The organism is Phenylobacterium sp. LjRoot219, assembly GCF_964252995.1.
Lineage (GTDB): Bacteria > Pseudomonadota > Alphaproteobacteria > Caulobacterales > Caulobacteraceae > Phenylobacterium.
In genome coordinates this window covers 1,094,311-1,111,433 of the sequence record NZ_CAXUQI020000001.1, presented here as the reverse complement: position 1 = coordinate 1,111,433, position 17,123 = coordinate 1,094,311, and the positions used below count along the sequence as shown (strand labels likewise).

General features: G+C 70.5%; 12 protein-coding genes and 1 pseudogene. 7 read left to right on the top strand and 6 right to left on the bottom strand.

From position 1 onward, the window contains the following. Positions 1-122 precede the first annotated feature (122 nt). Entirely contained in the window at positions 123-8,378 is an 8,256-nt protein-coding gene (locus tag ACSQ14_RS05445; protein ID WP_436010512.1) for an ice nucleation protein, read from the bottom strand. Positions 8,379-8,636: 258 nt separating this feature from the next. Next, positions 8,637-8,888 (bottom strand): hypothetical protein, encoded by a 252-nt coding sequence (locus ACSQ14_RS05440; protein ID WP_436010510.1) that lies wholly within the window; start codon positions 8,886-8,888, stop codon positions 8,637-8,639. A gap of 364 nt (positions 8,889-9,252) precedes the next feature. Here ACSQ14_RS05440 and ACSQ14_RS05435 point away from each other — a divergent pair, with 364 nt between their 5' ends. Next, on the top strand, positions 9,253-9,657 hold the full coding sequence (locus ACSQ14_RS05435) for a helix-turn-helix domain-containing protein (protein ID WP_436010508.1): 405 nt from the start codon (positions 9,253-9,255) through the stop codon (positions 9,655-9,657). Between the two features lie 9 nt (positions 9,658-9,666). Here the strand turns inward: ACSQ14_RS05435 and ACSQ14_RS05430 are convergent, their stop codons facing one another. Next, positions 9,667-10,284: a TlpA disulfide reductase family protein gene (locus ACSQ14_RS05430; protein ID WP_436010506.1), complete on the bottom strand. Its 618-nt coding sequence runs from the start codon at positions 10,282-10,284 to the stop codon at positions 9,667-9,669. On the opposite strand from ACSQ14_RS05430, the gene argH reads away from it, so the two are divergent. Genes argH through lysA form a run of 3 tightly spaced genes read left to right on the top strand, consistent with a single transcriptional unit; the run spans position 10,285 to position 13,288 of the window. Next, the gene (gene argH / locus ACSQ14_RS05425; RefSeq protein WP_436010504.1) at positions 10,285-11,703 is read left to right on the top strand and encodes an argininosuccinate lyase; all 1,419 of its coding nucleotides are present in this window, start codon (positions 10,285-10,287) and stop codon (positions 11,701-11,703) included. Further along, positions 11,700-12,023, top strand: a complete 324-nt coding sequence (locus tag ACSQ14_RS05420) for a hypothetical protein (protein ID WP_436010502.1) — start codon at positions 11,700-11,702, stop codon at positions 12,021-12,023. The genes argH and ACSQ14_RS05420 overlap by 4 nt, the downstream gene beginning before the upstream one ends. Beyond that, positions 12,020-13,288, top strand: a complete 1,269-nt coding sequence (gene lysA / locus ACSQ14_RS05415) for a diaminopimelate decarboxylase (protein ID WP_436010500.1) — start codon at positions 12,020-12,022, stop codon at positions 13,286-13,288. Before ACSQ14_RS05420 ends, lysA begins: the two co-directional genes overlap by 4 nt. 122 nt (positions 13,289-13,410) lie before the next feature. Here the strand turns inward: lysA and ACSQ14_RS05410 are convergent, their stop codons facing one another. From ACSQ14_RS05410 to ACSQ14_RS05400, 3 genes and pseudogenes are all read right to left on the bottom strand, one after another. After that, positions 13,411-13,938, bottom strand: a complete 528-nt coding sequence (locus tag ACSQ14_RS05410) for a phosphoribosyltransferase (protein ID WP_436010498.1) — start codon at positions 13,936-13,938, stop codon at positions 13,411-13,413. Next, a complete protein-coding gene (locus ACSQ14_RS05405) occupies positions 13,931-14,590 on the bottom strand; it encodes a DUF3426 domain-containing protein (protein ID WP_436015365.1) in 660 nt (219 codons plus the stop codon). The genes ACSQ14_RS05410 and ACSQ14_RS05405 overlap by 8 nt, the downstream gene beginning before the upstream one ends. A 120-nt stretch (positions 14,591-14,710) precedes the next feature. Next, positions 14,711-14,809 (bottom strand): annotated as a pseudogene (locus ACSQ14_RS05400) (MJ0042-type zinc finger domain-containing protein); the annotation flags it as partial. 80 nt (positions 14,810-14,889) lie between these two features. Here ACSQ14_RS05400 and ACSQ14_RS05395 point away from each other — a divergent pair. The 3 genes from ACSQ14_RS05395 to ACSQ14_RS05385 are packed head-to-tail and all read left to right on the top strand — an operon-like array spanning position 14,890 to position 17,116. Next, positions 14,890-15,591: a cell division ATP-binding protein FtsE gene (locus ACSQ14_RS05395; protein WP_436010496.1), complete on the top strand. Its 702-nt coding sequence runs from the start codon at positions 14,890-14,892 to the stop codon at positions 15,589-15,591. Beyond that, entirely contained in the window at positions 15,588-16,481 is an 894-nt protein-coding gene (locus ACSQ14_RS05390) for a cell division protein FtsX (protein ID WP_436010494.1), read from the top strand. Before ACSQ14_RS05395 ends, ACSQ14_RS05390 begins: the two co-directional genes overlap by 4 nt. Next, a complete protein-coding gene (locus ACSQ14_RS05385; protein ID WP_436010492.1) occupies positions 16,478-17,116 on the top strand; it encodes a YdcF family protein in 639 nt (212 codons plus the stop codon). Before ACSQ14_RS05390 ends, ACSQ14_RS05385 begins: the two co-directional genes overlap by 4 nt. Positions 17,117-17,123 lie beyond the last annotated feature (7 nt).

Below are 17,123 nucleotides of genomic sequence, written 5' to 3'. Positions count from 1 at the left end.
AGGAAATCATCGCACGGCGCACCAGCGCGGGCCATCAAGCTCGGCCGGCCGCAAGCGGTGAAGTCACTGGGTCGCAGGCGGTGGAGACGCCGGCCGGATCAGCTCCGGCCGGCGTCGCCGCATCAGGACGCCAGGAGGTAGGCCGCCGCCTGCTCGGTGCTCATCCAGGGCACCTGGGTCTGGGTGAAGCCCGCGAGCTGCGTGGTCGTCATCGAGGTGATGGCGGTCGTTGTCAGCTCGCCGATCTGGCCGGAGGTCAGGCCGCCGATCTGGGTCGCGGTCAGCGTGTCGATCTGGGTGGTCGTCATGCCGCCGATCACCGTCGTCGTCAGCTGGCCGACCTGCGTCGAGGTCAGGGCCTGCACCTGGTCGGTGTTGAGCTGGCCGAACCGCGTCTGGTCGATCGTGCCGAGCTGGCTGCTGTTCAGCCCCTTGATCTGCGTGGCCTGCAGACCGCCCAACTGGGTGGTCGTCAGCCCCGAGAAGTTGCTCGTGCCGACCGCGGCGATCTGCGTGCCGGTCAGGGCGCCCAGCATCGTCGAGGTGAACTCGCCCATGTCGGTGGCCGTCATGGCGCCGAGCTGGCTGGCGGAGATCCCCGTCAGCTGGGTGGCGTTCAGCGCGCCCACCTGGGTGCTGTTGAGGACGGAGAAGTTCTCCGTGCCCAGCCCCGCGATCTGCGTGCCGCTGAGGGCCGAGATCTGGGTGGTGGACAGCGAGGCCGCCGTCTCGGTGCTCAGGCCGCCGAGCTGGGCGGGCGCGAGACCCCTCAGCTGGGTTTCCGAGAGCTGGCCGAACTGGGTGGTGGTCAGCGACGCCAGGGCGGTGGAGCTCACCGCGCCGATCTGGCCGGCGCTCAGCTTACCGATCTGGGTCGAGCTGAATTCGCCGAAGTCGGCGGCGCTCAGGCCCTTCATCTGGGTCGAGGTCAGGCCGCCGATCTGCGTCTCGCTCAGGCCGCGGATCACCGCGGTGTCGAGCGAAGCCAGGTTGGCGTCGGAGAGCGCGCCGAGCTGGGCCGACGAGAAGCCGCTGATCTGGGTCGTCGACAGCTCGCCGAAGTCCGTCGTCGACAGGCCCTTCAGCTGGGTGACGCTCAGGCCCGAGACTTGGTCGCTGCTCAGCGAGCGGATCTGAGCCGTGCTCAGCGCGCCGAGGTTGGCGCCGGAGAGCTGGCCGACCTGGGTCGAGCTCAGGCCCGACAGCTGGGTCGCGGTCAGCGCCGCGGCGCTGGTCGAGCTGAGCCCGTTGAGCTGGGTCGCCGACAGGCCGCCGAGCTGGGTCGAGGTCAGGCCCGAGACGTCAGTGGCGTCAAGGCCCGCCAGCTGGCTCGCCGTCACGCCCTTGAGCTGGTCGGCGCTCAGCGCGCCGATGGCGGTCGAGCTGAGGCCGCCCAGCGCCGTCGGGGTCAGCGCGCCGAGTTGCCCCGAGCTCAGCTGACCGACCTGGGTCGCGTTAAACTCGGCCACGTCGGTGTCCGACAGGCCCTTCAGCTGCGTGACCGTCAGGCCGGAGACCTTGGTCTGATCCAGCACCGCGACCTGGGTCGCGCTCAGGGCCGACACGCCCGCGGCGCTGAGGCCGCCAAGCTGCGTGCTGCTCATCTGGCCGATCTGGGTCGAGGTGAACTCGCCCACGTCGGTCGCCGACAGCCCGGCGAGTTGCCCGGTGGTCAGGCCGCCGATCTGCGCCGTGTTGAGGCCGCGGATCGCCGTCTGGTCGAGCGACGACAAGTTGCTGGCCGACACCGCCCCCAGCTGAGCCGCCGAGAGGCCGCTCACCTGGGTCGCCGAGAACTCGCCGAAGTCAGCGGTCGACAGACCCTTCATCTGGGCGGTCGAGAGGCCGGCGGTCTGGGTCGTGGTCAGCGACTGAACCTGGGTCGAGTTCAGCGCGCCCAAGTTGGCCGCCGAAAGCTGGCCGACCTGCGTCGAGGAGAGCCCCGACAGCTGGCCCGTGGTCAGCTCGGAGACCGCCGTGGTGGTCAGGCCGTTCAGCTGCGCCGAGCTCAGCCCGCCGACCTGGGTCGAGGTCAGGCCCGACAGCTCGTCGTTGGTCAGGCCCTTCAGCTGGGTCGCCGAGAGGCCCGACAGCTGGGTCCCGCTCAGGGCCGCGACATTGGTCGAGGTCAGGGCGGTCAGGGCCGTGGCCGACAGCGCGCCGAGCTGGGTGCTGCTCAGCTGGGTGATCTGGGTCGCGTTGAGTTCGCCCAGGTCAGCCGAGGACAGCCCCTTCATCTGGGCCGTGGTCAGGCCGCCCAGCTGGGTGGAGCTGAGGCCCTGCATCGCCGTCGAGCTCAGCGACGACAGGTTGGCGTCGGAGAGGCCGCCCAGCTGCGCCGCCGAGAAGGCGCCGATCTGGGTCGCCGAGAAGTCGCCGAAGTCCGTCGTCGACAGCCCCTTCAGCTGCGTCGCCGACAGGCCCGAAGCCTGGTCGGCGCTCAGCGAGCGGACCTGCGTCGAGTTCAACGCGCCGAGGTTGGCCGCCGAAAGCTGGCCGACCTGGGTCGAGCTCAGGCCCGACAGCTGGGTGGCGGTCAGGGCCGCGGCGCTGGTGGTGGTCAGGCCGTTCAGCTGCGCCGCGCTCAGGGCGCCGAGCTGGGTCGAGGTCACCGCCGACAGGCCGGTCGCGTCGAGAGCGCCGAGCTGGCCCGCGGTGAGGCCCTTGATCTGGGTGGTGCTCAGGCCGCCGATGCTGGTCGACGTCATGCCGCCCAGCGCCGTCGCGGTCAGGCCGCCAAGTTGCGCGCTGCTCAGCTGGCCGATCTGGGTGGCCGTGAACTCGCCCACGTCGGTGGACGACAGCCCCTTCAGTTGGGCCGCGGTCAGGCCCTCCAGCTGGGTCTCATTGAGGCCGGAAACCTGGGTCGAGGTCAGCGCCGACAGGCCGGCTCCGGTCAGGCCCTTCAGCTGGGCGCCGGTGAGCTGGCCGATCTGGGTCGAGGTGAACTCGCCAAGGTCGGTGGCCAACATGCCGCCCAGCTGGCCCGCCGTCAGGCCGCCGATCTGGGTCGAGCTCAGCCCCTGCACGACCGTCTGGCTGAGCGAGGCCAGGTTGCTGGACGACAGCCCGCCCAACTGGCCGGCCGACAGTCCGCTCACCTGCGTGGTGTTGAACTCGGCGAAGTCGCCGCTCGTCAGGCCCTTCAGCTGGGTCGCGCTCAGGCCGCCGACCTGGGTCGCGCTCAGCGACTGCACCTGGGTCGAGCTCAGCGCCGAGAGGTTGGCCGCCGAGAGTTGGCCGACCTGGGTCGAGCTCAGGCCCGACAGCTGGGTGTTGGTCAGCGCCGCGGTGCTGGTCGTGGTCAGCCCGTTCAGCTGCGCCGAGGACATCGCCCCGAGCTGCGTCGCGGTCAGGCCGGACAGCTCGTCGGCCGCCAGGGACTTCAGCTGGGCGGTCGTCAGCCCCTTCACCTGGGTCGTCGTCAGCGCGCCGATGTCGGTCGAGGTGAAGGCGGTCAGCGCCTCGGTGGACAGGCCGCCGAGCTGGGTCGCGTTCAGCGACTGACGCTGGGTCGAAGTCAGCTCAGCCACGTCGCTCGCCGCCAGCCCCTTCAACTGGGTGGCGGTCAGGCCGGCCAGCTGATCGGAGCTCAGGCCCTGCATGGCCGTCGAGCCAAGCGAGGCCAGGTTGGCGCCGGACAGGGCGCCGAGCTGCTTCGCCGAGAAGGCGCCGACCTGGGTCGTCGAGAGTTCGGCGAAGTCGGTCGTCGACAGGGCCTTCAGCTGAGCCGTGCTTAGGCCGGCGGTCTGGGTGGTCGACAGGGACTGGACCTGGCCGGTGCTCAGCGCCTGCAGGTTGGTGGCCGACAGACCGCCGAGCTGGGTCGAGCTCAGACCCGACAGCTGGGTGGTGGTCAGCGCCGCAGCGCTGGTGGTCGACAGGCTGTTCAGCTGGGACGCCGACAGGGCGCCAATCTGGGTGGAGGTCACGGCGGCGAGCTTCGTCGCGTCGAGCGAGCCGACTTGCGCCGCGGTCAGGCCCTTCACCTGCGTGGTCGACAGACCGCCGATCGCGGTCGAGCTCAGGCCGCCGAGCGCGCTCGTCGTCAGGCCGCCGAGCTGGGAGCCGGTCAGTTGGCCGACCTGGGTCGCGGTGAACTCGGTGACGTCGGTGGCCGACAGCCCCTTCAGTTGGGCGGCGGTCAGGGTGGACAGCTGGGTCGAGCCGAGGCCGGCGACCTGGGTCGAGCTGAGCGCCGACACCGCCGAGGCGCTCAGGCCCTTCAGCTGGGCCGCCGAGAGCTGGCCGATCTGGGTCGAGCTGAACTCGCCGATGTCGGTCGCCGACAGGCCGTTCAGCTGGGCGGCGGTCAGACCGCCGATCTGGGTGGAGTTCAGACCCTGGATCACGGTCTGGTCGAGCGACGACAGGTTGGCCGACGACAGCCCGGCGAGTTGCTTCGCCGAGAAGGCGCCGAGCTGCGTCGCCGAGAAGTCGCCGAACTCGGTCGTGGTCAGGCTCTTCAGCTGTGTAGCGCTCAGACCCGCGGTCTGGTCGGTCGACAGGGCGCGGATCTGGGTCGAGCTCAGCGCCTGCAGGTTGGCGGCCGACAGACCGCCGACCTGGGCCGAGCTCAGGCCCGAAAGCTGGGTGGTGGTCAGCGCCGCCGCGCTGGTGGTGGACAGGGCGTTCAGCTGCGCCGAGCCGAGCGCGCCGATCTGGGTCGAGGTCAGGACCCCGAGCGTGGTGCTCGACAGGCCCTTGATCTGCGTCGCCGTCACCCCCTTCACCTGGGCGGTGCTCAGCGCGCCCACTTCGGTGGACGTCAGCTGGGCGAAGTTGGTCGAGGTCAGGCCGCCGATCTGGGTCGCGGTGAGGCTCCCCAGCTGGGTCGAGGTCAAGCTGTTGACAGCGGTCGTCGTCAGCCCGGCCATCTGGGTGGCCGTGACCTTCGAAAGCTGCGTCGTCGTCAGCTCAAGGCTGAAGTAGGCGTCGTTGGTAAGCTTGGACGACAGGGCTTCGGCAGAGAGGTTGCCGATCTGGGTCGCCGACAAAGCTCCGGTGTTGCCCGGATTGAGGTAGCTGATGTCGTTGGCGGTCAGCCCCTTGAGCTGGGTCGCCGTCAAGCCGGACAGTTGCGTGCTCGACAGGTGCGGCCCGAGCCCGCCTTGGTACATGATCAAGGCAGAGAGGTTCGTCTTCGACAAGGAGCCGAGCTGGCTCGCGGAGAGACCATCCACCAGACTGTAGTTAGCGTAGCCAATGTTCGTGGTGCTCAGTGCATTGAGCTGGGCGGTGCTGAGCGCGCCGACCTGCGTCGAGCTGAGTTGGCCAGCATCGGTGTACGTCAACGCGGCGAGCTGCTGCGTCGACAGCCCCTTGACCTGGCTCGTGGTCAGCGCGCCGATCGCCGTATAGCTCAGGGCGTCGAAGGCGCTGGTCGAGAGCGCGCCGAGCTGCGTGCCGTTCAGCTGACTGATCTGGGTCGCGTTGAATTCGCTAACGTCGGTGGCCGACAGCCCCTTCATCTGCGCCGCCGTCAAGCCGCCGAGCTGGCTGGAGCCGAGGGCGGAGACCTGGGTCGAGCTCAGCGCCGAGAGGCCGGTCGCGGTCAGGCCCTTCAGCTGGGTTCCGCTCAGTTCGCCGATCTGGGTCGAGGTGAACTCGCCGATGTCGGTGGCCGACAACCCGCCGAGCTGAGCCGAGGTCAGGCCCTTCAGCTGGGAAGAGCTCAGCCCCTGGATCACCGTCTGGTCGAGTGCCGACAGGGCGCCGGTCGACAGGGCGGCGAGCTGGGTCCCGCTGAACGCCGCGATCTGCGCCGTCGAGAGGTCGGCGAAGTTGGTGCTCGAGAGACCCTTCAGCTGGGCCGCCGTCAGGCCGGCGGTCTGGGTGGTCGTCAGCGAGCGGATCTGGTCGGAGCTCAGCGCCCCGAGGTTGGCCGCCGACAGCTGGCCGACCTGGGTCGAGCTCAGGCCCGACAGCTGGGTCGAGGTCAGCGCCGCGGCGCTGCTGGTGGTCAGGCCGCCCAGCTGCGCGGCGCTCAGCGAGCCGAGCTGGGTCGAAGTGAAGCCGGAGAGCTCGTCGCCGCCGAGCCCCTTCAGCTGGGCCGCGGTGAGGCCCTTCAGCTGCGAGGTGGTCAGCGCCGCGATATCGGTCGAGCTGAAATTGGCCAGGGCCGAGGTCGAGAGCGAGCCGAGCTGGCCGGCGCTCATCGACTGCAGCTGGGTCGAGGAGAACTCGCCCACATCAGCCGAGGCCAGCCCCTTGAGCTGGGTGACCGAGATGCCCGACATCTGGGTCGAGCTGAAGCCCCGCACCACCGTCTGGTCGAGCGAGGCCAGGTTGGCGGCCGACAGCGAGCTGAGCTGGGTGCTGCTGAAGGCGGAAATCTGGGTCGACGACAGATCGCCGAAGTTGGTCGTCGAGAGGCCCTTCAGCTGGGCCGCCGACAGCCCCGCGGTCTGGGTGGTGGTCAGGCCACGGACCTGGGTGGAGCTCAGCGCCCCGAGGTTGGCCGCCGACAGCTGGCCGACCTGGGTCGAGGACAGGCCGGACAGCTGGGTCGAGGTCAGCGCCGCGGCGCTGGTGGTCGACAGGCCGTTCAGCTGCGCCGAGGTCAGGCCGCTCAGTTGGGTCGAGGTCAGGCCGCCGACGTCACCGGAGTCGAGGCCGCCCAGCTGCGCCGCGGTCAGGCCCTTCAGCTGGCTGGCGCTCAGGCTGCCGATGTCGGTCGAGGTCAGGCCCGCCAACGCCGAGGCGGTGAGGCCGCCGAGCTGCGTGCCGTTCAGCTGGCTGAGCTGGGTCGCGGAGAATTCGGCCATGTCGCTGGCCGACAGCCCCTTCATCTGCGCCGCCGTCAGGCCGCCGATCTGGGTCGAGTTGAGCACCGAGACCTGGGTCGAGCTCAGCGCCGACAGGCCGGCCCCGGTCAGGCCCTTCAGCTGGACGGCGCTCAGCTGGCCGATCTGCGTCGAGCTGAACTCACCGATGTCGGTGGTCGACAGGCCGCCGAGCTGAGCCGACGTCAGCCCCTTCAGCTGGGTCTCGCTGAGGCCCTGGACCAGGGTCTGGTCGAGCGACGACAGGTTGGCGGTCGACAGCGCGCCGAGCTGGGTGCTGTTGAAGGCCGAAATCTGGGTCGCCGAGAAATCGCCGAAATTGGTGGTCGAGAGACCCTTCAGCTGGGTCGCCGACAGGCCAGCAGTCTGGGTGGTGGTCAGCCCGCGAACCTGGGTCGAGCTCAGCGCCCCGAGGTTGTTCGCCGACAGCTGGCCCACCTGGGTCGAGGACAGGCCGGAAAGCTGGGTCGAGGTCAGCGCCGCGGCGCTGGTCGTGGTCAGGCCGTTCAGCTGGGCGGAGGTCAGCCCGCTGAGCTGGCCCGAGGTCAGCGCGCCGAGATTCGTCGCCGACATCCCGCCGAGCTGGGCCGCGGTGAGCCCCTTCAGCTGGCTGGTCGAGAGCGCGGCGACCGCGGTCGAGCTCAGCGCATTGAGCGCGCTGGCCGCGAGCCCGCCGAGCTGGGCGGAGTTGAGCTGGCCGACCTGGGTCGCCGTGAACTCGCCGACGTCGGCCGCCGACATGCCTTTGAACTGGGTCGCGGTCAGGCCGGCGAGCTGGGCCGTGTCGAAGCCCTGAACCACCGCCGAATCGATCGCCGAGAAGTTGGCCGCCGACAGCCCGCCGAGCTGAGCGGCGGAGAAGCCGCCGATCTGGGTGGAGGAGAAGTCGCCGAAATCGGTGGTCGACAGCCCCTTCATCTGGGCCGCGCTCAGGCCGCTCACCTGGGTCTCGCTCAGCGAGCGCACCTGGGTCGCGGTCAGCGCCGAGAACTTGGCCGCAGCCAGGCCGCCGAGCTGCGCGGACGACAGGCCGCTCAGCTGGGTCGTGGTGAAGACCGCCATGTCTTCGGCGGCGATGGAATTCAGCTGGGCCGTGGTGAGCAGGCCGACCTGCGCCGAGGTGAACTCGCCGACGTCGTTGTCGCTGAGCGCGCCGAGCTGCTTGGCCGTCAGGCCCTTCACCTGGGTGCTGGAGAGCCCCTGGACCTGGGTGGCGCTCAGCGACGAGAAGCCGGAGGAGCTCAGGCCGCCGATCGCCGTGGCGGACAAGGCGCCGACCTGGGCGGTGTCGAAGCTGGACAACTGGCCGGTGCTCAGCGCGCCGGCCTGGGCGCCGCTGAAAACCGCCAACTGGGTGGCGCTGAAGACCACCGAGCTCTGGAAGGATTGGATCTGCGCGGCCGTCAGCGACTTGGCTTGAGTCGCGCTGAGCGCCGACACCTGGGTCGAGTTGAGCGCCGCTGCGCCGGTGGTGCTGATCGCCGCGACCTGCGCAGCGCTCAACGAGGAGATGTCGGTCGTCGACAGGCTCTGGAAGAACGAGGCCGACTGACTGCTGATCTGTGCGGCAGAGAGATTCGAGATCGCCGACATGACACCATCCTGGTCGTAACTGGCCGACATTCTGTCGGTCAGGCCGTGAGAGACGAGACGTAGAGCCCCTGAATGCGACTGGCGCACTGCACCTAGAGCAGAGTCACCTTTCCAAATGGTTACGCTTATTAACCTGTGTGGCCGCCGCACGGCGAAGTTGAGGCCGAGGGCGGAGACCTAATGACGCGAGCGCGAGGGGGCGGGCGCGCGAATCAACCGCAGCGCGCGAATCAGCCGGCAAGCCTCAGGAGGCAGACTTCAGGCGTCGCAGGCGCGCGGGGTGTGGGCGACGTGGAACGAGCCGGAGTGCGAGAGCACGATCCAGTCTCCGCAGTGGGCGACCACCGGCCCTTCCGGCGTACGGACCTGCACTGCGCCGGCCTCGGCCAGGATGTGCGCGTCCTCACCGAGCCACATCCACAGCGTCCGCCAGTTCTTGGCGTCGTGCGGCGGCGGCACCCGGAGCGCGGCTCCGTGGTCGAAGTGCATTTGGGAACGACTGGCTCGCATGGCTTCCGATCGTTGGCGACGGAATCCCGATTGGGCTGCGCTTCGGTGACCAGAAGCTTAACCGGCGAAAATCTTCCGGCCGGCCGCGCCGCTCGCGCGCACCCCATAGAGAAAAGGAACTGAGAGCGCGCGTGGTCAGGGCTGTTGATTCGCAGAATCGCCCGGCGTTGACGGCCGCCGGAGCCCTCCGGACGCGCGTTTGGCGGCGCGGAACGCGTCGCCGCCGCCTTAAAACCAACATTTTATGGTCAAGGTTACTAGTTAGACTGGCGGTTCCCTCTTTTCAGCATTGAAATAGAAGCCCTAAGTTGTCGGCGGACACGTGAACCGTTTTTGAGTTCGCGGTCTGTGGAGGAGCAGGGCCGTGAGTGAGGTTTCGACGAAGGCGCCGGATCCCATGGACATCGCCTTGGGCGCTGCGGTGCGAATTCGGCGACGCAGCCTCGGCATCTCGCAAGAGGCGTTAGCCGAGCAGTGCGGCGTCAGCTTTCAGCAGATCCAGAAGTACGAGAACGGGGCCAACCGGATTTCCTTCTCCCGTCTGGTGCAGATCGCCCGCGCGCTTCAGTGCCGGGTGGTCGACCTGATGGACGTGCTGGACACCCCGGACGGCTCGCGCGGCGACCTGGACATCCTGACCCGCATGCGCACGCCGGGCGCGCTGGAGCTGCTGTCGGCGTTCGAGCGGCTGAGCCCGGAGACGCGCTCCAGCCTGCTGGGGCTGATGCGCACCCTGGTCGCCGAGGCGGGCGTCAAGGAAGTCGCCTGAACGGGGGCCTCAGCCCCCGTTGAGCACGTGATCGACCACGGCGCGCGCGTCGGCGCTCGACCAGTCGGCGGCGGCTGACAGGCGCGCGCGCTCGACGCCGTCGGGCCCGTAGATGATGGTGGTCGGCATGCCGGCCGCCGGCGGCTTCACCGCGAACGGCATCTTCATCAGCGGATCGCTGTAGAAGCCGAGCGGCGGATGCTTGGCGATGAAGGCCCGCGCCTTGTCGACGTCCTTCGCCTGGTCGACACTGACCGCCACCACCGCCACCGGCTTGCCTTCATAGGCCGCCGCCAGTTTCGCCAAGGTCGGCATCTCGGCGACGCACGGCGGGCACCAGGTGGCCCAGAGGTTGAGCACCAGCACCTTGCCCTTGAAATCGCTGGCGCTGACCGGCTTGCCGGCCGCATCGTAGAAGGCGTGCGTAGGCGCGACCGTCGCCTCCAGGGGCAAGGTCAGTTTCTTCATCTCGCCGCGGGCGACCGACGCCAGCGCGCCATGCTGCTCAGGTTTGGTGGAAGCCTGGACGATGATGTAGAGAACCGCCGCGACGCCGACCAGTGCGGCGCCCCAGAGGGCCCAGTTCAGGAACCCGCCCCTGGGTTTCGCCCCGGATTGATCGTTCATATGACTGACTCTTCCTCTGACGCCCCGAAGCCCCCCGCCGCCGGTCAGGCGATGTGGGGCGGCCGCTTTTCCGACAAACCCGCCGAGTTGATGCAGGCGATCAACGTCTCGATCGGCTTCGATCGACGGCTGGCGCTGCAGGATCTGGCCGGCTCCCGCGCGCACGCCGCGATGTTGCTCAAGGCGGGCGTCATTTCAAGCGAGGACGCGGCCGCCATCCAGCAGGGGCTCGCCACGATCGGCGAGGAGATCGCCGCCGGGAGCTTCCCGTTCCGCGAGGAATACGAAGACATCCACATGAACGTGGAGGCCCGGCTGCGCGAGCTGATCGGCGCCGCGGCCGGCCGGCTGCACACCGCCCGCTCTCGCAACGACCAGGTGGCGCTCGACTTCCGCATGTGGGTGCGCGAGGCCTGCGAACGGACTGCAGCCCTCATCCAGGCGCTCCAGAAGGCGCTGCTGGCCAAGGCCGAGGCCAACGCCGAAACCCTGATGCCGGGCTTCACCCACCTGCAGCCCGCCCAGCCGGTGACCTTCGGCCACCACCTGATGGCCTATGTCGAGATGTTCGGCCGCGACGCCAGCCGGTTCGCCGACGCCCGCGCGCGGATGAACGAGAGCCCGCTGGGCGCCGCGGCGCTGGCCGGCTCGCCCTTCCCGATCGACCGGCACATGACCGCCGAGGCGCTGGGCTTCGCCCGGCCGACCGCCAACTCGCTGGACAGCGTCTCCGACCGCGACTTCGCCCTCGAGGCGCTGGCCGCCGGCGCCATCAGCGCCCTGCACCTGTCGCGGCTGGCGGAAGAGATCGTCATCTGGATGACGCCGCAGTTCGGCTTCATCCGGCTGTCGGACGCCTTCACCACCGGCTCGTCGATCATGCCGCAGAAGAAGAACCCCGACGCGGCCGAGCTGATCCGCGCCAAGGTCGGCAAGGCGCTGGGCTCGTTCAACCAGCTGTCGGTGGTGATGAAGGGCCTGCCGCTGGCCTATTCGAAGGACATGCAGGAGGACAAGGTCCCGACCTTCGAGGCGTTCGACGCGCTCGAACTGTCGCTGCGGGCGATGACCGGCATGGTCCTGGACCTGGAACCCAACGCCGAGCGCATGGCCGCGGCCGCCGGGGCCGGCTTCTCCACCGCGACCGACTTGGCCGACTGGCTGGTGCGCGAGCTGAACCTGCCGTTCCGCGACGCCCACCACGTGACCGGGGCGGCGGTGAAGCGCGCCGAAGAATTGAACTGCGACCTGCCGGGATTGCCGCTGGCCGAGCTTCAAAAGCTGGAGCCGCGAATCACCCAGGGGATTTACGACGTACTGACCCCGGCGGCCTCGGTCGCCAGCCGAAAGAGCTATGGCGGAACCGCGCCCGACCAGGTGCGGGCGCAGATCAAGCGTTGGAAGGAAGTCCTGCAATGAGCCGTCCCATCCCTGCGCGCGCCCTGACGCTGGCCGGCCTCGCCGCCCTCGCCGTCGGCCTGACCGCCTGCGGCAAGACCGGCGAACTGGAGCGCCCGGGCCCGCTGTTCGGCCAGGGCCGCAGCACCACCAAGCAGGCTGACGAACAGGTGCGCCAGGCGCAGGACCCGTCGCGTCCGGTGAACACCGTCGACCCGCGCGACCAGGCGATCGACCCGGCCCCGTCGCGGACCATCCCGATCCCCGGCCAGAGCCCGGACCCGACCGCCTCCGGCCCGCAAGGCGCCCTTCCCGACCCCTACGCCAACCCCCGCCGATGAACCATTTCGAGCTGCACGACGGCGAGCTTTACTGTGAAGGCGTGCCGCTGGCGGAGATCGCCGCGGCCGTCGGCACGCCGGTCTACGTCTATTCCTCGGCGACGCTGGAGCGGCACTACACGGTGCTGCGCGACGCGCTGCTGGCCCAGGGCCTGCGCGATCCGCTGATCGCCTTCGCCGTCAAGGCCAACTCCAACGTCGCGGTGCTGCGCACCCTGGCGCAACTCGGAGCCGGCGCCGACGTCGTCTCTGAGGGCGAGATCCGCCGCGCGCTGGCCGCCGGCGTGCCGGCCGAACGGATCGTCTTCTCCGGCGTCGGCAAGACCGAGGCCGAGATCGCCTTCGCCCTGGAGATCGGCGTCGCCGAGATCAACGTCGAGTCCGAACCCGAGCTGAAGCTGATCGACCAGGTCGGCCAGCGGCTCGGCAAGCGCGCGACGGTGGCGATCCGCGTCAATCCGGACGTCGAAGCCGGCGGCCACGCCAAGATCTCCACCGGCAAGGCCGAGAACAAGTTCGGCGTCTCCTTCGCCGAGGCCGAGCGGCTCTACGCCAACGCCTCGAACATGGCGGGCCTGAAGCCCGTCGGCGTCGCCTGCCACATCGGCAGCCAGATCACCGACCTCGGGCCGATGGAGGCCGCCTTCCGCAAGATGCGCGGCCTGGTCGAACGGCTGCGCGGCGAGGGCATGTCGATCGAGCGGCTCGACCTCGGCGGCGGCCTGGGCGTGCCCTATTTCAACCAGCCGGAGCCGCCGGGGCCGGAGGAATACGCCGCCATGATCGGCCGCGTGACCGAGGGCCTCGACGTCCAGCTCGCCTTCGAGCCCGGCCGGGTGATCGCCGCCAACGCCGGCGTGCTGCTGGCCCGGGTGCAGCACATTCACCAGCGGCCCGAGGGCCGGCGCTTCCTGGTGCTGGACGCGGCGATGAACGACCTGATGCGGCCGGCGATGTACGACGCCTACCACGACATCCGCCCGCTCAAGCCGCGCGGCGGCTCAGCCGTGGCCTACGACGTGGTCGGCCCGGTCTGCGAGACCGGCGACACCTTCACCCGCGACCGCGCCTTGTCCCCGCTGGAGCCGGGCGACGAGATCGCCTTCATGAGCGCCGGCGCCTACGGCGCGGCCATGGCCAGCGAGTACAACAGCCGGCCGCTGGTCCCCGAAGTGCTGGTCAAGGGCGACCAGTGGGCCGTGGTCCGCCCGCGCCCGACCTATGAGGAAATGCTGGAGCGCGAGCGCCCCGCGCCGTGGCTGTGAATTGATCCTCCCCTTCAGGGGGAGGTGGCCGAAAGGCCGGAGGGGGTTTCAGCCGCCGCGTCTGCGGCCTTCAACCCCCTCACCCGCTCCGCGGGAGCCCCCCTGAGGGGGAGCATCTAGGCTCAATCCAGCGCGCCGACGTACGGCAGGCCGCGGAAGGCCCCGCCGTGGTCCATGCCGTAGCCGACCAGGAAGCGCGCGGGGGCCTCCCAGGCGACGAAGTCCGGCGTCATGGCGCGCGGCTGCGGCCAGGGTTTGCGGGCGAAGACCGCGGTCAGCACCTCGGCGGCGCCGGCGTCCTTGACCAGCCGATGCGCCTCGCTGAGCGACAGCCCGGTGTCGAACACGTCGTCGACGACCAGCGCCTTGCGGCCGACCAGCGGCCGCTGCAGGTCGGCGCGCACTTCGCAGCGGCCGGTGGAGACCCGCTCGTCCTTGTAGGACGCCAGCCACATGGCGTCGAAGCGCACGTGGCGGCCGGCCCGGGCCAGGGCGCGCATCAGGTCGGAGCAGAACCACAGGCCGCCGGTCAGCAGGCAGACGGCGACGGTCTCGTCGTCGATCCGCGGCGCGACCGCCTGGGCCAGCGCCTCGACGCGCGCGGCCACCTCGGCCTCGGTCAGCAGAACGGTCCCAATCGTCTCAGCCATGTTCGGTCGCCGCAGCCGGGGACAACTCCGCCGGCGCAGGCGGCGTCGTGTCGATGGGGTGCTCGCCGCCGACGACGCGCGGGGCGGCCGGCGGCAGGACAGGCGCCGGCGCGACCACCGCCGTGGCGCGCGCCTTGGCCTTTCTCGACGAACTCTCGAAGCGCACCTCGAGTTCGCGCGCCGTCGCCGGCGGATCCAGCAGGGTGACGGAAAAGTGCCGCGTGGCGCCGGCGGGAATGCGGGCGTCCTCCGGCCGGGCGATCTTCGCCGCTACCGGCTGACCGGCGCGGTTCAGCAGCGTCAGCCGCACCGGCGGCGCCTCGACCGGCACGTCGCGGACGTTGCGGATCGCCCCGGTCACCGCCAGCACCGGCCGGCCGGCGAGGAAGGCGGGCTTTACCTGCACCTCCTCCAGCACCAGGCCCGCGCCGCGGACGTCGAAGCCGAGGCCGGCGTAGGCGGCCGAGGCGCCCGGCCACAGCCGGACCACCTGCTCGCGGAAAATCAGCACCCCGGCGATCAGCGCGACGACGACGCCGGCGACGCCGGCCCAGACCAGCGCGCCGCCGCGCCCCTCGGCGCGCACCGGCTGGCGGCTCGAGGCGGCGGGACGACGGATCGGCAGCGGCGGCGGCGCGGGCGGCTCGTCCATCGGGACGACCTCGATGTCCTCCAGCGCGGGGACCGTGTCCTCCGGCTCAGGGGGCGGGGGCGGCGCGATTTCGGCGGCGGGAAGATCCGGGATCGGACCATCGGGACCGGCGGTCCAGCGATGGCTGCAACTGGAACAGCGCACCCGTCGGCCCTGCGCCGGGACGCGCGCATCGTCCACGAAATAGCTGGTGGCGCACTCTGGACAGGTCAGTATCATGACAGCCGAATCGGACGCTCCAGCAACCTCCTTCGAGGTCGCCGATTTCGGCCCTCATGTCCAGAAACCCTATCGCCGGTATGGCGGACGAACCTGACGAGGTTGTTCGTTTCGACGACGTCTCGATGCGCTACGGGCGGGCCCCTGAGGTGCTGCGCGACCTGTCGTTCGGCCTGGCGCCGGGCTCGTTCCACTTCCTCACGGGGCCTTCCGGCGCGGGCAAGAGCTCGCTGCTGAAGCTGATCTACCTCGCCGCCCGGCCGTCGAAAGGGCTGATCCACCTGTTCGGCCACGACGTGGCGCACGCCCAGCCGGCCGACCGGCCGCAGCTGCGCCGCCGCATCGGGGTGGTGTTCCAGGACCTGCTGCTGCTCGATCACATGAGCGCCTTCGACAACGCCGCCCTGCCGTTGCGGATCGCCGGCGGCCGGCCGACGGAGTACCGCGCCGACGTCGCCGAACTGCTCGCCTGGGTCGGCCTCGCGCAACGGATGCACGCCCTGCCGCCGACGCTGGCCGGCGGCGAGAAGCAGCGCCTGGCGATCGCCCGGGCGGTGGTCAACCGGCCGCAGATCCTGCTGGCCGACGAGCCGACCAGCAACGTCGACCACGACATGGCGCTGCGCATCTACCGGCTGTTCGTCGAGCTGAACCGGCTCGGCACCACCATCTTCATCGCCACCCACGACCAGGACCTGGTCGCCCGTTCCGGACGGCCGTCGTACCACCTGGAGAACGGGCGGCTCAGCCTGCGTCCGCCGCAGGGCCCGACGCTCACATGAGCGAGCTGTTCGATCCGGCCCGCTGGCGGCCGGCCCCCTTCCTGCCGGAGCGCGAGACCCGCGACGGGACCCTGGTGTTCGTCGTCGCTGTGCTCTGCTTCCTGGCCTGCGTGACCGCGCTCGGGGTGATCGCCGCCGACCGCGCCGCGCGCGGCTGGGCGAACCAGCTCACCGAGGAGGCGACGGTGATCGTCCGGCCGCGGCCGGGCGAGACGCCGGACAGCGCCGCCGCGCGCGCCGCCGAGACGCTCGCCGGCGTCGCCGGAGTCGCCGAGGTCCGCGCGCTCGAGCCGCAGAAGGCCTACGACCTGGTGCGCCCGTGGCTGGGCGACGTCGCCGACATCGAGGACCTGCCGGTGCCGCGGCTGGTCGCGGTCGGCCTCGACGCCCGCGAACCGGCGACCGCGGCGGCGATGCAGGCCGCGCTGAAGGGCGATGGCGTGGACGCCATCGTCGATGATCACAGCCTGTGGCTGAAAGACGTGCGCCGGGCCGCCGGGATCGCCCGCGGCATGGGCGCGGTGGTGTTCCTGCTGATCGCCGGAGCCGCCGCCGCGGTGGTGGCGTTCGCGACCCGCGCCGGGCTGGCGGCGCAGCGCGACGTGGTCGAGGTGCTGCACCTGTCGGGCGCCGAGGACCGCTTTATCGCCCGGCTGTTCCAGCTGCGCTTCGCCCGGGTGGCGGCGGTGGCCGGCCTGATCGGCGCCGGCGGCGCGGTGCTGGCCGGGGCGATCCTGCGCCTGCTCGGCGGCAGCCAGGGCCTGACGCCGGCGCTGCCGATCGCCTGGAGCGACCTCCTGGCGGTGGCGCCCTGCCCGCTGCTGGCCGCCGCGGTGGCCGCGCTGGCGGCGCGCGTCACCGCCGGCGGGCTGATCCGAGAGATGCAATGAAGTCGATCGCGGCCTTCCTGGTCGTCGTCCTGATCTGGGTCGCAGGCCTGCTGGCGTTCGCCGGCCGGGTGCAGCAGTCGACGCCGTCGCCGGTCCCGGAGCCGGCCGACGGCGTGGTCGCGCTGACCGGCGCCAACTCCAACCTCCGGATCGCCGCGGCCATGGCGCTGCTGCAGGACGGGATGGGCGAGCGGCTGCTGATCAGCGGGGTCAACCGCGACGCGACGCGCGAGGACATCCGCAATGTCTCCAAGCCGGCCCGGCGGCTCTACGACTGCTGCGTCGACCTGGGCTTCACCGCCGCCGACACGGTCGGCAACGCCCGCGAGACCGCCGACTGGGCGCGCGGCATGCGCTACGAAAGCCTGATCATCGTCACCGCCGACTATCACATGCCCCGCGCGATGCTGGAGCTGCGCGCCGTCATGCGCGAACCGGAGTTCCATCTGCAGACCTACGCGGTGCCGACGCCGTCGCTGCGCGGGCGCCGCTGGTGGCGCTCGCCGCGGAGCGCGCGGTTGATGGTGGTGGAGTATTGCAAGTATCTGGCGATCCTCGGCCGCGAAGCCGTCCTGGGACTTGGTCCGCGCGAACCCGCGCCGGGCTCGGTCCAGGACAGCGCGGCGAAACAGTAGGTCCAAT

Bases quoted from the DNA above. Each gene is read 5' to 3' on its own strand.
- ACSQ14_RS05445 (WP_436010512.1), bottom strand. From the start codon at position 8,378: ATGTCGGCGATCTCGAATCTCTCTGCCGCACAGATCAGCAGTCAGTCG.
- ACSQ14_RS05440 (WP_436010510.1), bottom strand. From the start codon at position 8,888: ATGCGAGCCAGTCGTTCCCAAATGCACTTCGACCACGGAGCCGCGCTC.
- ACSQ14_RS05430 (WP_436010506.1), bottom strand. From the start codon at position 10,284: ATGAACGATCAATCCGGGGCGAAACCCAGGGGCGGGTTCCTGAACTGG.
- argH (WP_436010504.1), top strand. From the start codon at position 10,285: ATGACTGACTCTTCCTCTGACGCCCCGAAGCCCCCCGCCGCCGGTCAG.
- ACSQ14_RS05420 (WP_436010502.1), top strand. From the start codon at position 11,700: ATGAGCCGTCCCATCCCTGCGCGCGCCCTGACGCTGGCCGGCCTCGCC.
- lysA (WP_436010500.1), top strand. From the start codon at position 12,020: ATGAACCATTTCGAGCTGCACGACGGCGAGCTTTACTGTGAAGGCGTG.
- ACSQ14_RS05410 (WP_436010498.1), bottom strand. From the start codon at position 13,938: ATGGCTGAGACGATTGGGACCGTTCTGCTGACCGAGGCCGAGGTGGCC.
- ACSQ14_RS05405 (WP_436015365.1), bottom strand. From the start codon at position 14,590: ATGGACGAGCCGCCCGCGCCGCCGCCGCTGCCGATCCGTCGTCCCGCC.
- ACSQ14_RS05395 (WP_436010496.1), top strand. From the start codon at position 14,890: ATGGCGGACGAACCTGACGAGGTTGTTCGTTTCGACGACGTCTCGATG.
- ACSQ14_RS05390 (WP_436010494.1), top strand. From the start codon at position 15,588: ATGAGCGAGCTGTTCGATCCGGCCCGCTGGCGGCCGGCCCCCTTCCTG.
- ACSQ14_RS05385 (WP_436010492.1), top strand. From the start codon at position 16,478: ATGAAGTCGATCGCGGCCTTCCTGGTCGTCGTCCTGATCTGGGTCGCA.